The 15565-nt window shown below is 63.9% G+C and carries 14 protein-coding genes; 10 read left to right on the forward strand and 4 right to left on the reverse strand.

Features of this window, described 5'->3' with window-relative positions; genetic code table 11:
• Positions 1-259 precede the first annotated feature (259 nt).
• The 7 genes from ABIB57_RS15380 (at position 260) to ABIB57_RS15410 (ending at position 8205) form a co-directional block, all read left to right on the forward strand.
• Complete coding sequence (locus ABIB57_RS15380) at positions 260-2038, forward strand: methyl-accepting chemotaxis protein (RefSeq protein ID WP_354041966.1); 1779 nt, start codon at positions 260-262, stop codon at positions 2036-2038.
• Positions 2039-2159: 121 nt separating this feature from the next.
• Complete coding sequence (locus tag ABIB57_RS15385) at positions 2160-3842, forward strand: methyl-accepting chemotaxis protein (protein ID WP_354041967.1); 1683 nt, start codon at positions 2160-2162, stop codon at positions 3840-3842.
• A gap of 119 nt (positions 3843-3961) precedes the next feature.
• Positions 3962-4324 (forward strand): methylglyoxal synthase, encoded by a 363-nt coding sequence (locus ABIB57_RS15390; protein ID WP_354041968.1) that lies wholly within the window; start codon positions 3962-3964, stop codon positions 4322-4324.
• A gap of 105 nt (positions 4325-4429) precedes the next feature.
• Positions 4430-5212 (forward strand): ABC transporter ATP-binding protein, encoded by a 783-nt coding sequence (locus tag ABIB57_RS15395; protein WP_354041970.1) that lies wholly within the window; start codon positions 4430-4432, stop codon positions 5210-5212.
• Positions 5212-5916, forward strand: coding sequence for an ABC transporter ATP-binding protein (locus tag ABIB57_RS15400; protein ID WP_354041971.1), 705 nt, complete (start codon positions 5212-5214; stop codon positions 5914-5916). The genes ABIB57_RS15395 and ABIB57_RS15400 overlap by 1 nt, the downstream gene beginning before the upstream one ends.
• A 4-nt stretch (positions 5917-5920) precedes the next feature.
• A complete protein-coding gene (locus ABIB57_RS15405) occupies positions 5921-6925 on the forward strand; it encodes a branched-chain amino acid ABC transporter permease (RefSeq protein ID WP_354041972.1) in 1005 nt (334 codons plus the stop codon).
• Complete coding sequence (locus ABIB57_RS15410; RefSeq protein ID WP_354041974.1) at positions 6922-8205, forward strand: branched-chain amino acid ABC transporter permease; 1284 nt, start codon at positions 6922-6924, stop codon at positions 8203-8205. Before ABIB57_RS15405 ends, ABIB57_RS15410 begins: the two co-directional genes overlap by 4 nt.
• Positions 8206-8356: 151 nt before the next feature.
• Here the strand turns inward: ABIB57_RS15410 and ABIB57_RS15415 are convergent, their stop codons facing one another.
• The 4 genes from ABIB57_RS15415 to ABIB57_RS15430 form a co-directional block, all read right to left on the reverse strand.
• Positions 8357-9010: a TetR/AcrR family transcriptional regulator gene (locus ABIB57_RS15415; RefSeq protein ID WP_354041975.1), complete on the reverse strand. Its 654-nt coding sequence runs from the start codon at positions 9008-9010 to the stop codon at positions 8357-8359.
• A gap of 62 nt (positions 9011-9072) precedes the next feature.
• Positions 9073-9990 carry an SDR family oxidoreductase gene (locus tag ABIB57_RS15420; RefSeq protein WP_354041977.1) on the reverse strand — a complete coding sequence of 306 codons (918 nt, stop codon included), beginning with the start codon at positions 9988-9990 and terminating at the stop codon, positions 9073-9075.
• An 84-nt stretch (positions 9991-10074) separates the two neighbouring features.
• Positions 10075-10674 (reverse strand): class I SAM-dependent methyltransferase, encoded by a 600-nt coding sequence (locus ABIB57_RS15425; protein ID WP_354041978.1) that lies wholly within the window; start codon positions 10672-10674, stop codon positions 10075-10077.
• A 148-nt stretch (positions 10675-10822) separates the two neighbouring features.
• The gene (locus ABIB57_RS15430) at positions 10823-12025 is read right to left on the reverse strand and encodes an ABC transporter substrate-binding protein (protein ID WP_354041980.1); all 1203 of its coding nucleotides are present in this window, start codon (positions 12023-12025) and stop codon (positions 10823-10825) included.
• 229 nt (positions 12026-12254) lie between these two features.
• On the opposite strand from ABIB57_RS15430, the gene ABIB57_RS15435 reads away from it, so the two are divergent.
• The 3 genes from ABIB57_RS15435 (at position 12255) to ABIB57_RS15445 (ending at position 15534) form a co-directional block, all read left to right on the forward strand.
• Positions 12255-13271: a glycine betaine ABC transporter substrate-binding protein gene (locus tag ABIB57_RS15435; RefSeq protein WP_354041981.1), complete on the forward strand. Its 1017-nt coding sequence runs from the start codon at positions 12255-12257 to the stop codon at positions 13269-13271.
• A 214-nt stretch (positions 13272-13485) separates the two neighbouring features.
• On the forward strand, positions 13486-15021 hold the full coding sequence (locus ABIB57_RS15440) for a putative bifunctional diguanylate cyclase/phosphodiesterase (RefSeq protein ID WP_354041983.1): 1536 nt from the start codon (positions 13486-13488) through the stop codon (positions 15019-15021).
• 96 nt (positions 15022-15117) lie between these two features.
• Complete coding sequence (locus ABIB57_RS15445) at positions 15118-15534, forward strand: protein tyrosine phosphatase family protein (protein ID WP_354041984.1); 417 nt, start codon at positions 15118-15120, stop codon at positions 15532-15534.
• The last annotated feature ends 31 nt before the right edge of the window (positions 15535-15565 follow it).

The raw sequence follows: 15565 nt of genomic DNA on the forward strand, positions 1-15565 counted from the left end.
GCCAGTATGACCTGGCGGGTATTTTCATGAGGATTTTCAATGTGTCCGCTTTCCCAATCCAGCGCCGCCATCGCCCAATAGAACTGGCCCGTCCCGGCCCGCTCTATTGCTGCCGCGCCACGCCGTAGCGCTGCCTGTTTGGCCGTTGGGCTAAGCAGTTACCAGCAGCATATTTCGAGATCGTCATTAACCGCGTTGTTCTTATCGTATACGGCGCGCCGAAGAAGTCGGCAGCGGCCAAGGCTGGAGGGCCTGTTCGATGACTGGGTTTAACATTTTCTCGCGCGCTTCACGTCTCGACGATCGCTCCAAAGTGGAGGCGATCCTGCGCTCGCAAGCGGTGATCGAATTCAATCTGGACGGCACCGTCATTACCGCCAACGACAATTTCCTCGCCGTGCTGGGCTATGCACTGGACGAAATCGCCGGCAAGCATCACCGCATGTTCGTCGAGCCGGAATTTGCCGCGAGCATGGACTATCACCGCCTCTGGCAGGAGCTGGAGCAGGGCAAGTTCCAGTCGGGCGAATACAAGCGCATCGCCAAGGGCGGCAGGGAGGTCTGGATTCAGGCCACCTATAATCCGGTGCTGAGCAAGGCGGGCAAGGTGCTCAAGGTCATCAAGTTCGCCACCGACATCACCGCGCAGAAAAACCGCGCCGCCGACGATGCCGCCCAGATCGAGGCGATCTCGCGGGTGCAGGCCGTGATCGAATTCAATCTTGACGGCACGGTGCGCCAGGCCAACGAAAATTTCCTCTCCGTGGTCGGCTACGCCGCCAGCGAAATCGTGGGCAAGCATCACCGTATGTTCTGCGATCCGATATTTGCCGCCAGCCCTGCTTATGCGCAGTTCTGGGACCGGTTGCGGGCCGGCGAATACCAGGCCGCCGAGTTCCAGCGCTTCGGCAAGGGCGGCAAGGAAGTGTGGATCCAGGCGTCCTATAACCCAATCCTCGATTCCAGCGGCAAGCCGATCAAAGTCATCAAGTTCGCCACCGACATCACCGAACGCAAGCGCGCCGAGGGCATTATCGCCCAATTGACCTCAAGCCTGGCCAAAATGGCCGAAGGCGACCTGACCGGGCGGGTGGATAGCCAATTCACCGGCCAATACGAGCAATTGCGGCTGGCCTTCAACAGCTCGCTGGAACGGCTCCTGGACATCGTCACCAGCCTGCGCGGCACGTCACGCTCGCTCAAGACGGCGACCGGGGAGATCCTGTCCGGCGCCAATGACCTGGCGGAACGCACCACAAGGCAGGCGGCGACCATTGAGGAGACGGCGGCCTCGGTCGAGCAATTGAGTGGCGCTGTCCTCGAAAATGCCAAGCGTGCGGCCACGGCCAGCAGCAAGGCGCAGGTCGTATCGTCCAATGCCACCGAGGGTGGTGCGGTGATGAAGCAGGCCAATGAGGCCATGGGTGCCATCGAAACTTCCTCGGCCAAGATTTCCAACATTATCGGACTGATCGACGATATTGCGTTCCAGACGAACCTTCTGGCGCTGAACGCCTCGGTGGAAGCGGCCCGCGCTGGCGACGCGGGCAAGGGCTTTGCGGTGGTGGCCGTAGAAGTGCGGCGGCTGGCGCAATCGGCGGCGCAGGCGTCGAGCGAGGTCAAGGTTTTGATCGAGGCCAGCGCCACCGAGGTCCGCAATGGCTCGCGGCTGGTGGGACAGGCGTCCGAAAAGCTGCTGGATATCCTGGTCGGCGCGCAGGAAAGCTCCAGCCTGATCGACTCCATCGCCCAGGCCAACAAGGAGCAGTCCTCGGCGCTGGAAGAGGTTTCAGTCGCGGTGCGGCAGATGGACGAGATGACCCAACACAATGCGGCGCTGGTGGAACAGACCAATGCGGCGATCGAGCAGACCGAGGCGCAGGCCAATGAGCTGGATGGCATTGTTGACGTGTTCAAGCTGGATGGCGGCGGCCACGCTCAGGTGACCAGCACGTCCCGGTCCGTGCGCCCCAAAATGGTGGCTAAAGGGCGCAGTTCGGGCAATGCGGCGCTCGCTACAAACTGGGCAGAGTTCTAGTAAGTTGCTGGGATCGTAGCTCTTTATTTACCATGATGGCTTGAAAACAGGCAGGCTTGACCTCGATCAAACCGGGTTATCCGGCGGCGGGGCAAGCTTGCGTTTTCACCGAGCCATTGCCATGACCAAACCTGTTTCCCCGATCAACGAAGAGCTGCAGTCGCGCCTGGATTTCATCGGACTGGACGCCGCGGCGCGTGCCCGCCTCGCCCAGTCGCAGCCCCATATCACCAAGCATTTGGGGCCGGCGCTGTCGGCGTTCTACGACAAGCTGGCAGCGGTGCCGGCGGTGGCGTCCTTCTTCTCGGGCCGCCCGCAAATGGACCGGGCCAAGGGCAAGCAGGCCAGCCATTGGCAGGCCATCGCCTCGGGCCAGTTCGACGATGCCTATCTGCAGGCCAGCACCAAGGTGGGGCTGGTCCATGCGCGCATCGGGCTGGAGCCGCGCTGGCATATCGGGGGCTATGGGTTGGTCCTCGAAACCCTGGTACGCGGCGTGGTGAAGGACTTGATGGCCGAGGCGCTTGCTCCGCAGACCGGCAGGTTCGGTCGTCCCAAGCCGCTCGATCGCGACGCCGTGCTGGCGCGCAGCGATGCCATGGCGACGGTGCTGGCCGACGTGATCAAGGCAACGCTACTCGATATCGACATCGGCGTTTCGGCCTATTTCGACAAGCTCACCAGCGATGCCAAGGCATCCGAGGACGCCGCTGCCGCCAAGATCAACCGCGCCGTAACCCTGACGGGGGCCGTGCTCAAGGACGTAGCCGCGGGGGAGTTGCGGAGCCGCATCGAAGAGGCCTTCGAGCCCGAATTCCAGCAGATCAAGGATGACACCAACGCGGTGGTCGAACAGCTCGCCACCATCGTGGCGCAATTGCAGACCACCTCGCGCTCGCTCAAGACCGCCACCGGGGAAATCCTGGCCGGTGCCAATGACCTGTCCGATCGCACCACGCGGCAGGCGGCCACCATCGAACAGACCACGGCGGCGGTCGACCAATTGTCGTCGGCGGTGATGGACAATGCCAAGCGCGCCACCACGGCCAGCGGCAAGGCGCTCGCGGTCTCGCGCAGCGCCACCGAAGGCGGCGCGGTGATGCAAGAGGCCAATGGCGCCATGGCGGCCATCGAAACCTCATCGAGCAAGATTTCCAACATTATCGGCCTGATCGACGACATCGCCTTCCAGACCAACCTGTTGGCCCTGAACGCCTCGGTGGAAGCGGCGCGGGCCGGGGAGGCCGGCAAGGGTTTTGCGGTGGTTGCGGTCGAGGTGCGCCGGCTGGCGCAATCGGCGGCCAGCGCCTCGGCGGATGTCAAACTGCTGATCGATGCGAGTGCCCACGAAGTACGCTCTGGCGCGCGGCTGGTGGGTCAGGCGTCCGACAAGCTGCGTGATATTCTGGCGGAGGCGCAGGAGAGCTCGACGCTGATCGACTCGATCGCCCAGGCCAATAGCGCCCAGGCCTCGGCCCTGTCCGAGGTCAGCATCGCGGTGCGGCAGATGGACGAGATGACCCAGCACAATGCGGCGCTGGTCGAGGAAATCAACGCCTCGATAGAACAGACCGAGGCGCAGGCCAGCGAGCTGGACGGCATTGTGGATGTGTTCAAGCTGGATAACAGGAAATCCGTCCCGGCGGCGCGAGCGACCCAGCCGCGCAAAACGATCGCGCAATTGCGCACCGTGGGGAGCTCGGCGGTAGCTAAGGACTGGAGTCAGTTTAGGGCCTGCTTAGCTCGCATACTCTTGCCTTCCCGCGGGTCAAGCCCGCGGGAAGGGCGGTGGGGGTGGGTATGACGGCGCCGGCCGATGGCTCTGCCAAGGGTTCTCACGCCGGGAGGCATGGGTGAACGGCCCCACCTTGCACGGACCTCCGCCCCATGGTTCAACGCTGCCACTACCGATGGAGACCTGACATGGCGCGCATTGGCCTTGTGGCACATGACGACAAGAAAGACGAAATGGTCGCCTGGGCGCTGGCCAATCTCGACAAGCTGAGCCTGCACGAATTGTGGGGGACCGGCACCACAGGCGGGCGGGTGATGGCGGCGACGGGCCTGCCGGTGACGCTACTCAAAAGCGGTCCGCTGGGCGGCGACCAGCAGCTCGGCGCACTGATTGCCGAGGGGCGGCTGGACATGCTGGTGTTCTTCATCGATCCGCTCTCGGCGCAGCCACACGATGTCGACGTCAAGGCGCTGACCCGGCTGGCAACGCTCTACGATGTGCTCTGCGCCTTCAATAAACCCACGGCTGACGCGGTTTTGGCTGTGGTTTGACCAATCAGTAAAGATTGACCCGTTGCCACTCTTGTGTGCAGATGCCCTCAATGGCCCGCAGCAAAGCAGGGCCAATTTGGCATTCAGGGATCGGGACGGAATTTGGTGTCCTTCGACGCAGTTATCGACGTTCGCAACGTCTCCAAACGCTTTGGCGGCCTTCTCGCCGTCAATGATTGTTCGCTGCAGGTGCGGCGCGGCTCGATCACCGGGCTGATCGGCCCGAATGGGGCCGGCAAATCTACGCTGTTCAACATGGTGGCCGGCAATATCGCGCCCGATAGCGGGCAGGTGATTTTCGACGGCGAGGACGTGACGGGGCTCAAACCCCATCAACTGTTCCGCACCGGCATGTTGCGCACCTTCCAGATCGCGCACGAATTCTCCAACATGACGGCGCTGGAAAACCTCATGATGGTGCCGGGCGACCAGCCGGGCGAGTATCTGGCCAATGCGTGGCTCCGGCCGGGCCTCGTCAAATCGCGCGAGCGCGACGTGCGCAAGAAGGCGCTCGACGTCATCGATTTCCTCAAGCTCGGGCATGTGCGCAACGAGTTGGCCGGTAACTTGTCCGGGGGGCAGAAGAAGCTGCTCGAGCTTGGCCGCACCATGATGGTGGATGCCAAGGTGGTGCTGCTCGACGAGGTCGCTGCCGGCGTCAACAAGACGCTGCTGCAGGATCTCGCCAGCAATATCGAGCGCATGAACACGGAACTGGGCTATACGTTCTTCGTCATCGAGCACGACATGGATCTGATCGGCCGGCTCTGCGATCCGGTGATCGTGATGGCCCAGGGCGAAAAGATCGCCGAGGGTCCGATGAGCGAAATCCGCGCCAATGCGGCGATCGTCGAAGCCTATTTCGGCTCACCCGTGGCGGTGGCGTAATGGCGCTCATTGAGTTGAAACACGTGGTGGGCGGCTATGGCGGCGCGCCGATCCTCAATGGCGTCGATATCGCCATCGAGCAGTCGGACATCGGCGTCATCGTCGGCCCGAACGGGGCTGGCAAGTCGACCACCCTCAAGGCCATTTTCGGGCTGCTGAAAGTCACCGGCGGCACCATTACCTTCAATGGCGAGAGCGTCGCCAACTCCTTGCCCGACAAGCTGGTGCCCAAGGGCCTCAGCTTCGTGCCGCAGGAAAAGAACGTCTTTACCTCGATGACCGTCGAGGAAAACCTCGAAATGGGGGCGTTCACCCGCAAGGACGATTTCTCCGACACCATGACCTGGGTCTATGAAATGTTCCCGGTGCTGGCCGAAAAGCGGCGCCAGCCGGCCGGCGAACTGTCGGGCGGCCAGCGCCAGATGGTGGCGATGGGCCGCGCGCTGATGAGCAAACCGAAGCTGCTGATGCTGGACGAGCCGTCGGCGGGGCTGTCGCCGCGTTATGTGATCGAGATTTTCGAGACCATCGTGCGCGTCAACCAGGAAGGCGTCGGCATCCTGATGGTGGAGCAGAATGCCCGCCAAGCGCTGGCCTTTGCCTCCAAGGGCTTTGTGCTGGCAGGCGGGCAGAACCGCTTCACCGGCACCGGCGCCGAACTGATCGCCGATCCCGAAGTCGCCAAAAGTTTCCTCGGGGGTTGAGGCTGTGACCGAACTGATTTTCTTCATCAACCAGGTGGTGATCGCCGGCGCCGTGCTGGGCTCGATCTATGCCCTGGGGGCCATTGGCATCACGCTGATTTTCGGCATTTTGCGGTTTGCCCATTTCGCCCATTCCGAACTGATGACCGGCGGGGCGTTCATGGCGTTCCTGTTGGCGAGCCTGTTCGCCGCCTGGGGCGTGCATGCGCCGATCCCGATGGGGTTCGTGGTGTTGCCGCTGGCCATGGTGCTGGGGGCGATCTTCGCGCTCGGCATCGACAAGGGATTTTACGCGCCGCTGCGCAAGCGTGGCGCCAAGCCGGTGACGCTGCTGATCGCCTCGATCGGCGTGACGCTGATGATCCAGGGCCTGATCCGGCTGTTCTTCGGCTCGGGCAGTTATTCGTTTTTCGAGAACGAGCCCAAGGACGTGTTCCGCTTCGACATGAGCGCGCTGGGCTCGACCCGCCCGCTGGTGATCACCGAGCCGCAGATCCTGATGATCGTGGTGACGGCCATCGCGGTCATCGCGCTGCACTTCTTCCTGACACGCTCGCGGCTGGGCAAGGCGATGCGCGCCATGGCCGATAATGCCGACCTGGCGCAGGTTTCGGGCATCAATACTGCGCTCGTGGTGCGGGTGACCTGGATCATCGCGGGCGCGCTGGCCTGCATGGCCGGCACCATGCTGGCGCTCGACGTGACGCTGAAGCCGGACCTGGCGTTCAACATCATCCTGCCCATTTTCGCCGCCGCCATCGTCGGTGGCCTGGGACAGGCCTATGGCGCCATTGCGGGTGGTCTGTTGATCGGTTTTGCCGAAACGCTGGCGGTGTTCAACTGGTCGATGGTGCTGAAACCCCTCAATGCCGTGCTGCCTGAATGGCTGCAATTGCCGCAGACGCTGGCGTTGGTGCCCACCGAATACAAGCTGACCGTCGCCTTCGTCATCCTCGTGGTGACGCTGCTGGTGCGGCCTACGGGTATCTTCAAGGGAGCCTCGTCATGATCCGTCGCTCTCTCACCCTGTTTGCGGGCCTGTTCGTGCTGATCCTCGTGATCGGCTGGTTCATGGGCGTGCCGTTTACCTCCAGTCGCCTGGTGGAGGCGGCGGCCTATTCGCTGATCGCCATGGGCCTCAATATCCAGTGGGGCTATGGCGGGCTGTTCAATTTCGGCATCATGGGCTTCATGATGCTGGGCGGGGTGGCCGTCACCTTCATCTCCTATCCGGTCAATCCGCAATTCTGGGGTTCCGACGGCCCATGGATGCTGGGGCGGGCACTGATTGCCTTTGGCGCCGGTGCCCTACTGGTGATCGCGGCGCGGCAGAGCCATCGTGTCGGCATTCGCGGCGGCTGGAAAATGGCGCTGACGGTTTTAGCCTGGTTCATCGGCTATTGCGTTTATCGCAGTCAGATCGATCCGGCGGCCGCCTATATCGAGGCCAATGCGGGCTTTGTGGGTGGCCTGGGCGCACATCCCGTGCTGGGCTGGATTTTCGGCGGGGTTCTGGCGGCGGGCGTGGCCTATATCGTGGGCAAGATTTGCCTGGGCCTGCGCACCGATTATCTGGCCATCGCCACCATCGGCATTTCGGAAATCATCCGCGCGCTGGTGAAGAACATGGATTGGCTGACGCGCGGCACGCTGACCGTGTCGCCGATCCCGTGGCCGACGCCGCTGCCGGGCGATTACCAGGCCGGTGGCATGGACGCGCAGACCGCATTGCTGGCGGCACGTGGCGGGTTTTTGGCCCTCGTGCTGGTGATTTTCGCCGTCGCCATGTTCCTGATTTCACGGGCCTATGCGGGCCCATGGGGCCGCATGATGCGCGCCATCCGCGACAATCACATCTCTGCCGCCTCGATGGGCAAGAATGTCACCGCGCGGCAGCTCGAAGTGTTCGTGTTCGGCTCAGTGCTGATGGGTATCGGTGGCGCTATCCTGGTCAGCTTCGTGCAGATCAACGATCCGTCGAGCTACCAGCCCATCAACCACACCTTCCTGATCTGGGTGATGGTGATCGTCGGCGGGGCCGGCAATAACTGGGGCGCGGTGTTTGGCGCGGTGCTGATCTGGCTGGTCTGGATCATTTCCGACCCGCTGGCACAATTGCTGTTCGGCACCATCAGCCACTGGTCCGGCCAGATCGGCTGGGGCGAGATTCCGGACATCCAGTCCAGGGCGTCGCAGATGCGTATTTTTGTGCTGGGCGCGGTGATTACGATCGCCCTGCGTTTCGCGCCGAGGGGGTTGATCCCCGAAGTGGTGCGGCGCGAGGGGTAGCCCTTCCTTCTCACCTCTCCCTTCGGGGGAGAGGTCGACCCGCTTGGGTCGGGTGAGGGGGCCTTTACTGGGTGAGGTGTCTCGACAAGGCCCCCTCACCCGGCTCGCAAGAGCGATCCGACCTCTCCCCCGAAGGGAGAGGTGAAGCGGGCTAGGCCCCGATCCCGCGCAACAGTGCCAATATCGCCCGCGGCAAATCCTGCTCGGGCACGGGTCTGAAGCCGCGAAACTCTTCGCGGTCGAGCACGCGCTGGGCGGCGGCTGAGGGGTAGGCCGCGGGCCACATGCCGGCGATCAGGGTCGCGACAACGCGGAACAGCCATTGCGCATCGGCAAGCGACAGGCTTGGCAAAGCGCGCATCAGTGCGGGGGCGACGGGGTCGATTTGCGTGTAAAGGGCGCGCTTGTAGCTGGCGATGCTATCGTCGGAGACGTTCTGCTCGAGGACGCTCGAAAACATGCTGATCAATTTGCAATAGCGCTGGTGGCCGAGAAATTCGGCCGAGATGGCGGCAGCCGCGGCACCGACAAAGCCGGGCGTCAGGCTATCGAGCCGCGCCACGAGCGCTGTCACGAAGGCTTCCTGCTCTTGCATTAGCAGGGTCATCAGCACCTCTTCGCGGCTCTCGAAATAGCGGTAGATATTGGATTTGGTAAAGCCGGCGCGCGCCGCGATGGCGTTGAGGCCGGTGCCGCTGGGCCCCTCTTCGTCGAACAGGGCCGTGGCCGCCGCGATCAGGGTTTCGCGACGGAGGGTTTTCTGTTCGGGCTGGCGGGCACGCTGGAAGGCAGTCATACCATTCATTAGGAGACCGCCCGGTCTGCCGTCAAGCGACCGGCAGTGGTGGCCGCTGCAAACGCCCGCGTTCAGCGAAAGCCAATACCCGCCAAGCGCTCGGACGCCTGCCAGAGATGGTCGGCAACGCCGAGATCGGTCGCGGCAGACGGGAGGCGCGCCGGGGCGACGTCGCCACGCGTTTCGCCCAGCCGGGCCGGCCCGTAATAGTCGCCGCCTTGGGCCAAAGGCGAGGTGGCGGCGTAGAGCGATGGCATGGCGGCTTGTGCGACGGGTTGGAACAGGAACCAGAGCCACGTGCGGGCGAGGCCCGAAATGCTGCCGCGCCCTGGCGCGTTGTGCAGCAGGTCGGTGCGGGCAATGCCAGGGTGGGCGGCGATACTGCTCACCCCCCATTGGGCGGCCGCGCTGCGCCGTTGCAGTTCGAGCGCAAACACGACGCAGGCGAGCTTGGACTGGCTGTAAGCAGCCATCGACCGATAGCGTGTCTGGCTTTGCAAATCATCGAGGTCGATCTTGCCAGCCCGGGCGGCCACACTGCCCAGCGAGACAACGCGTGCATTGCCCCGCTGGCGCAGCAGCGGCAGCAGTCGGGCCGTGAGGGCGAAATGGCCGAGATAGTTGGTGCCGAATTGCAGTTCGAACCCGTCGCTCGTTTCCTGGCGCGTCGGCGGGGTCATGACGCCGGCATTGTTGACCAGCAGGTCGAGCTTGGTGAGTTGCTCGTTCATGCGCACGCCGAACGCGGCGATGGAGGCGAGATTGCCGAGATCGAGGTTTTCGAAGCAGACATCGGCGTGCGGATGCAGCGCGCGAATGCGGGCCAGGGCATCGGCGCCCTTTTGGGCATTGCGGCCAGCGAGGATGACGCTGGCGCCGGCACCGGCCAGCATGCGCGCGGTTTCGTAGCCCAGCCCGCCGGTGGCGCCGGTGACGATGGCGGTCTTGCCGGCCTGGTCGGGAATGTCGTTGATGGTGAAGTCGGTCATGGAGGCGTCCTTGCTGCGGGGCCGGTCACTCCAAATAAAGGACCGATGGTCTCTAAATGGGTGTGGCGGGCATAGTGTCAAGGGCTAGGCGGGCGCTTTGGTTGCTCGCACCCAGAGCCAGCGCGTGGGCTTGCCGTCGTAACCACCGCCGTCGCTCTCGGTCAGCTCAAGCGTGGTCCAGTGGGCGGCAGCGCGGAAATGGGCGAGCAGGTTCTCGGCGCTGGGATAATTGTAATAGCGGCCCAAGCCGTCGCGGCCTTCGCCGGTGCCGGCCTTGAAGCTGGCGGTCAGAAGGCCGCCGGGGCGCAGCGCAGTATGGATGCGGGCGATGTCGTCGGTCAGTTCAGCGGCGGGTGCATGCAGCAGGGCGGCGCTGGCCCAGACGCCGTCATAGGCAGCCACGTCGTCGAGTTGATTGAACGCCATGATGCGCACGGGGCGGCCGAGCACGATTTCGGCCGCGGCGGCCAGTTCGGGCGAGGCATCGCTGGGCGTCACCGCAAAGCCGGCAGACAGCATGTAGGCCGCGTCCTGTCCGCCGCCGGTGCCCAGTTCCAGCACGTCGCCTCCAACCGGCAGGGCGGCGAGAAAGGTGTTCAACTGCTCCTCGTCCAGCCGGCGCTGGCGGGTGGCATAGACTTGCGCGTTTTCGGCATAAAAGCGCAGCGTTGCATCGTCGGTCATGATGGCTCCAAAACAAAAGGCCCGAGATTTCTCCCGGGCCTTCGTGTTGTTTTAAGGGCTCGGCCCTGCGAGCATAGTTCTTGGGGCCTGCTTACCTGCCAAAGCCCCACCGGGGCCTTGGCTCGCCAAGTGGGGAGCGGTTGCGGCGTTACTCGATCGCGCCCTTTTCGACGAACTTGCCGCCTTCGACTTCGAGATAGACGATGGTGCCGGGGACGTCGCCGGCAGCGTCGAAGTCCAGCGGGCCGCCGGCGCCTTCATAGTCGATGTCGGTGCCGGCCTTGATCAGCTCGACAGCCTTGGTCCATTCGCCGGGCAGGATCTTTTCGCCGGGGGCGGAAGCGACGTCACGCAGCGCGGCCGAGAGGCCTTCGCGCTTGGCCGAACCGTTCTTTTCGACGGCGAGAGCCAGGAGGAACGCGGCGTCATAAGCCTGGGGGGCATAAGTCGCGGTCGGGTCCTGGCCGGCATCGGTGGCCAGCTTGGCATAGATGGTGGCCGAATCGCCCGCATAAGCGCCGGCGCGGGTTGCGGTCAGCCCTTCGACGGCCGCAGCATCGATACCGGTCAGCAGGTCGTCGCCAACCATGCCGTCACCGCCCACATAGGTGGTGAAGTTGCCCGACTCGACGGCCTGGCGCAGCAGGGTCGCGCCCGAGCCCGAAGCATAGGCCAGGATCACCAGGTTCTGCGAACCAACCAGGTTGCCCAGCTCGGCGCGATAGTCGGCCTTGCCGTCTTCGTGCGCGATATTGGCCGCAATGGTGCCGCCGCCGGCAGTGAAGGTGGCGGCAAACACGTCGGCCAGGCCTTTGCCGTAGTCATTGTTGACGTAAGTGACGGCAACGTCCTTGACGCCGCGCGCCAGCAGCAGGTCGGCCATCTTCACGCCCTGCAGCGAGTCAGCCGGGGTGGTGCGATAGACGAGGTCGTTGTCGGCCAGGGTGGTCAGCGCGGGAGCGCTGGCAGCGGGCGAGATCATGACGACGCCGCCCGGAATGGCAGCCGAATTGGCGCCGCCGATGGTCGCGCCGGTGCAGAAGGCGCCCATGATGCCGGTGACCTGGTCGGTATTGACCAGCTTGTCGGCCGCGGCGGAGGCAGCGGTCGCATCGCAGGCGCTATCGCCGACGACGGGAACGATCTTGCCGCCACCCAGAATGCCGCCCTGGGCATTGACTTCGTCCCACGCCAGCTGGGCGCCGGCGACGATGGGGGGAGCCAGGCTTTCGATCGGTCCGGTCAGGTCGGCGAGAATGCCGAGCTTGACGTCCTCGGCCAGCGCTGGGGCGGCGATCGACAGCGTGGTGGCCGCCACGGCCATGGTCAGAAGAGTTTTAAGATTGAGCATTGATGTCCCTCGTTATGGGTTGCTTCGCCGAGCGGCCTTACCGGTCCTGTCTTCTGAGCGGAACAACGCGATATAGGAGGCGCTAAATGCGCCTCGCTGAAGCAGACTGTTGCACATTTGTTAAGCCGGAGTCACGGGCAATTGAAGCGGCTTGCAGGGCCTTCTTGCAGTTGCCTAACGGGGGTGGTTTGCGCATAGAATAAGGGCGATGCGCGGCGAGGAGGCCCCGATGACTATCAGGATTTGGGGCATCGCCATGCTGGCCGTTTTGGCCCTGCTGCGGCCGGCGCTGGGGCAAGTCACCGTGCTCGACCAGGCGCAGGATGGTGCAGCGCCCGTCGCCCCGCCGCCGGTCTGCGGCACGCAGCCGATCGGCATTGCGCGGATGAGCTGGCCATCGGCGGCGATCCTGGCGGAAATTCATGCGCGGTTGCTGACCACGCAATTCGGCTGTCAGACGCGGGTGGCGCCGGGGGATCTGGCCGCCACCGGCTCCTCGATGGGCACGACCGGCCAGCCGGCGGTGGCCCCCGAAATGTGGGTGACGCGCATCGCGGACGTGTGGAACCCGGCCGTCAAGGCGCAGATGCTGCGCCCGGCCGCCCCCACTTATGCGGAGACCACGTTCGAGGGCTGGTTCGTGCCGGATTATCTGGCGACGGCGCATCCCGAACTGACTGGTGCGGCCAAACTCAAGGACGTGGCGCCCACGCTCAATAGCGGCGCGAAAATCCGTTTTGTCTCGTGTCCGGCCGATTGGGGCTGCTCGGTGATCAACCGCAACCTGATCCGGGCGCTGGGGTTGGGCGATGTGCTCGAGGTGGTCGAGCCGGCCAACCGCTTCGAAATGGACACGCTGATTGCCGAGGCGGTGGGGCGCAAGGAGCCGGTGGTGTTCTACTATTGGCAGCCCAATGCGGTGCTGGCGCAGTTCAATTTCGCGAGCCTGGACTTAGGCCCCTATGACGAAAAAGCGCTGCAGTGCCTGGCGCAACAGACCTGCGCCAGCCCGGTCGCGTCCTCGTTTGCGTCCGAGAGCGTGGTGATCGCGCTGGCCGAGTGGGTCTATACCGACATTCCCGCCGTCGCGGCCTATTTCGGACGCACCACCATGCCGCTCAAGGAGATGAACACCCTGCTGGCCCAGCTCAACGAGCCGGGCGCGACGATAGAAAGCGTGGCGGATCGGTTTGTCATCGAACGCAGCGATATCTGGAAAGCCTGGGTGGGGCCGGGCGCGCCCTAGGCCCGGCTTCACCGTCCGTTAAGCCTGATTTCAGGCGGATCGGGCGTTGATATCAAACCGTCACAGAGCCCGGATAGGGTTTTTGGCTATTCTGGCTACGTTTGCATAAACTATTGATGCATAACATTATTTTTGTGATGTTTAGGTCCCGTTCACGGGTTGGTGTGCATAGTGCCACATAGGGCAGCGCGCCCTTTCTGTTCCGGTAGGCCCCATGCGCAAAATACCCACGCTGTTCAAGATTCTCGATGGCTACCGGCAATTCTCGATAGTGGCGGCGCTCGCCATTGTCGCCGTCATCGCGCTGTGTGGGGTGGGCCTGGTCCCCAAATTGGCGCGAACGGGCGAAATTTCCGTCGTCTATGCGGGCATTGTGGCCATCATGGCGCTGATGCTGGTCGGCTTGCGGCTGGGCTATCGGGCACTGGCGCAGGGCATCGACAGCGCCGACAAGGCCAATCGCGCGGTGCTGGCTTCGGTCAATCGCGATGCGCTGACCGGCGCCTTTACGCGCTCCTATTTCATCGAGCAGATGGGGCTGCACGTCTATCATGGCTCCGACGAGGCCGTGGGCTATATGCAGCTCGACATGGACAAGCTCAAGGTTCTCAACGACAGCCACGGCCACAGTGCGGGCGACGCGGCGTTGAGCCATCTGGTCAAGACCATTACGGCCCTGGTGCCGACCGCCATTGTGGGGCGGCTGGGCGGCGACGAATTCGGCATCGCCATCCCGGCCCACGATAACAAGCCGGCGCTGCGCCGCCTGGGCGAGCAATTGCTGCGCGAACTGGATAAGCCGGTGATGATTGGTGGGCGGCCGGTGCGGCTGTCGGCGACGGTGGGGATTGCGCTGGCGCCGGCCGATGCGAGCGATGCGGGCGACCTGATCTCCAAGGCCGATCTGGCGCTCTACAAGGGCAAGCGCGGCGGCCGCCACGCCGTGGTCGAGTTCGATGCCGACATGCTGGGCGACGAGCGCCATCGGCGGTTCGTCGAACGCGAGTTGCGCGCGGCCCTGCTGATGGACGAGCTGGAACTGCACTACCAGCCGGTATTCAATGCCGATGGCGTCACCATCAAATCCTATGAGGCGCTGGTGCGCTGGCAGCACAAGGTGCGCGGCATGATCGCGCCCGGTGAGTTCATCCACATTGCCGAGCAGAGCGAGCTGATCGACAAGCTGGGTGAATGGGTGCTGCGGCGGGCCTGTATCGACCTGCCGGCGCTTGGCGTCTCGGTGGCGGTCAACGTCTCGCCGGCACAGTTGCGGCGCGCCGAATTCGGCAAGCGCTTTGTCGCCATCGTGGCCGAGACCGGCACCGATCCGCGCCGGCTGATCGTGGAGGTCACCGAGACGGTGCCGATGACCGGCAAGGGCCAGGAGCAGGAAAATCTCGACGTGCTGCGCCAGATGGGCGTGCGCATCGCCATCGACGATTTCGGCGCCGGGCATGCGAGCCTGCAATACCTGCGCGGCTTTGCCTTCGACATCATCAAGATCGACCGCACCTATGTGAGCAATATCGTGGGCAACCGCATCGATTCGATGATCGTGTCGGCGATTTGCGATATCGCTCGCTCGCTACCGGTGGAGGTGATTGCCGAGGGTGTCGAGACGCAAGAGCAATTGGCGGTGTTGCAGAAGGCCGGTTGCACGGGCCTGCAAGGGTTCCTGCTAGGTCGTCCGCAGCCGCTGGCCAAACTCAATGCCGGACGTGCTCTCGCCAGGGTCGCGGACGCCGCATAGGCGTTATCCTATCGTCACAGTTGCTTCCGCGCCCGCACGATGGATATAAAGGGGCGGGTAGCCTGCCGGGAGCGGGCGACAGCGGGAGCCAAGACTTTGGATTTGAAGCGGATCAACGATCGTATCACCGTATCGGGGCAGATCCTGCCCGAGGATATCGCGTCGCTCAAAGCCGCCGGCTTCACCACCATCATCAATAACCGCCCCGACGATGAATCGCCGGACCAGCCGGCGGGCGCCGACATCGAGGCTGCGGCCAACGCGGCGGGCCTTGGCTATTATGCGATCCCGCTGGGTCGCGATGGGGTTTCCCCCGATATGGTCGAGAAAACCAAGGCCGCGCTCGAGGGGAGCCAAGGCCCGGTTTTCGCATTTTGCCGTTCGGGCACCCGCTCGACAACGCTGTGGGCTTTGTCCCAGGCCGGCGAAATGGATGCGGGCGAGATCATTTCGGAAGCGGCCGCGGCCGGCTACGACATGAGCCATCTCGCCGGGCATCTCAACCAGAAATAAATGTGACGCAACGGTTGGACGGGCAACCGTT

The organism is Devosia sp. UYZn731 (assembly GCF_040546795.1).
Classification (GTDB): domain Bacteria; phylum Pseudomonadota; class Alphaproteobacteria; order Rhizobiales; family Devosiaceae; genus Devosia.